The organism is Bifidobacterium sp. M0404, from assembly GCF_016101415.1.
GTDB lineage: Bacteria > Actinomycetota > Actinomycetes > Actinomycetales > Bifidobacteriaceae > Bombiscardovia > Bombiscardovia polysaccharolytica.
This window is the reverse complement of record NZ_JACFQP010000015.1, coordinates 1-1,827: the sequence shown is the minus strand read 5'-3', so window position 1 is coordinate 1,827 and position 1,827 is coordinate 1. Positions and strand designations below refer to the sequence as shown.

The 1,827-nt window shown below is 65.2% G+C and carries 2 protein-coding genes; both read right to left on the bottom strand.

Translation table 11 applies throughout. The features are described 5' to 3' along the window. Nucleotides 1-511: InlB B-repeat-containing protein (locus H3T93_RS09060; protein ID WP_198214763.1), on the bottom strand; the 511-nt coding region annotated here is incomplete at its 3' end. A gap of 304 nt (nucleotides 512-815) precedes the next feature. Continuing rightward, a partial coding sequence (locus H3T93_RS09055; protein ID WP_442859375.1) for an RCC1 domain-containing protein occupies nucleotides 816-1,827 on the bottom strand: 1,012 nt, incomplete at its 5' end.

Sequence of the window (1,827 nt, the reverse complement as noted above, 5' to 3'; positions counted from 1 at the left end):
TGAAGTCATAAGCGACGGCGGTGTTGCCGGTGAACCATCCGTTGAACAGGTAGCCGTCCCTGCTCGGGTCCTTGGGTCTGGAGGCTTGTCCGCCGCTGGGGACGCTCTGGGAGGGTGTGCTGGTGTTGCCGTCGGGGTCGTTGAAGGCGACGGTGTAGGCTGCGCGTGTCTGGGGCAGGCTGTCGGTGGTCTTGCTTTGGATGCCGGTGTCGCCGGGCTTCTTGGGCGCGGGCTGGGATGTGGTGAGGGGGGATGCGGTATTCAGGGGCGAGGGCAGCGGCGACTGGGGGCCGGCCGGATTGGCCGGCAGGGTTGGTGCATTGGCTGATGGGTCCGCCTGTTGGCCTGCAGCCGTCTGCTCCAGCCTGGTCGGCTCGGGCACACTGGATTCGCCGGAGGCTGTGTCGGCCATGGCCAGGCCGCCCATGATCAGGCTGGCTGGCAGGATAATGGCGAGCAGCAGGCTGACGACGATGGCCCGGCGGCTGTGCATGTTCGCATGCTGACGCATGATCGGCATAATCCCCTCCCCAGGAGCTGCTGCCGCGTATCCGGAACTCCCCCGGTCCGGCTCCCCGATAGATGCCAGGCACAATCCCAACTATGTAGAAAATGCTACCACGGTCCGTCCGCATACTCCAAGTACCTGTCAGCCAGCCTGCACAAGACATGAAGGCTGTTTCACGTCTTATTGGCGATATAGAGGGCGGAAGCAAAAAGGTGGGTGGCTCCGTTGTGTTAGGGGATTGGCGGGGCCACCCTGGTTGGCCGGGTCGTCTTGGGATGCGGCCCGGCTACTTACTCGGGTGAAGATTCTAGACGTGCAGGGCGCGGGTTTCCCGCCGGTGGCGTCCGGCCGCGACGGCGCCGGCTGCGGCAAGCGGCCCGGCGGCGAGCAGGAGGATCATGGTCCCGTTGCCTCCCGTCAGGGGCAGGGTGCCTTCATAGGTGTAGGCCAGGTGCGCCGGGGTCTGGCCGGCGCCACCCAGGGTCCAGTCCACGATCACGTCGGCCTGTCCCGGATTATGCACAGGCGTGGCAAAAGAGACGGATCCGTCAGGGTTCTGCTGCAGGTGCTCCACGGCCGTCTTGTCGAAACTGACACCAGTAATCAGCAACGAGTTGAGGGCCACCAGGGTCGGGGTGCTGATTGGAGTCGTGTCGCTTCCGGTGCCGAGCTGGCCGGATGCGTTGTCGCCCCAGGCGTAGGCATTGCCATCCTGGCCGACAGCCATGGAGTGGTTCCATCCTGCGGTGATGCGTGCTGTTGCGAGCCCGGTGCCGGCGTTGCCCTGGCCTGCAGGCGGCGACACGAGCGTGGGCGCGGGCTGATAGAAGTCGCTGCTGTTGGTGCCGAGCTGGCTGTTGATGTTCCATCCCCAGGCCCAGGCTGTGCCGCTTTGGTCGACGGCCAGGGAATGGTACGCGCCGGCGCTGATCTGCGTGACTCTGGCTTTTGTTGGTTTTCCTATCTGCGTGGGCGAGGGCCGGTTGGTTGTCGTGCTGTCGCCCAGCTGCCCGCGGTAGTTGTACCCCCACGTCCAGAGGATACCGTCCTGGCTGATGGCCATGGCGTGGTTGGCTCCTGCGCTGATCTGCGTGGCTTTGAAGGTTTTGCTTGTGTCCTCGGGGTCGGGCACGCGTGCCGGGTCGGCGGCGTATATGGTGCTGTGCTCTCCCGTGGCTGTGCCGTTGCCGAGCTGCCCATAGTTGTCGTACCCCCACGTGTATACGTTGCCGTCCGCGTCCATGGCCATGACGAAGCTCCAACCGAGGCTTACCTGGTCCGCGTGCAGCCCCTGGCCGGAGCCGTTGGGATCCTTGGCC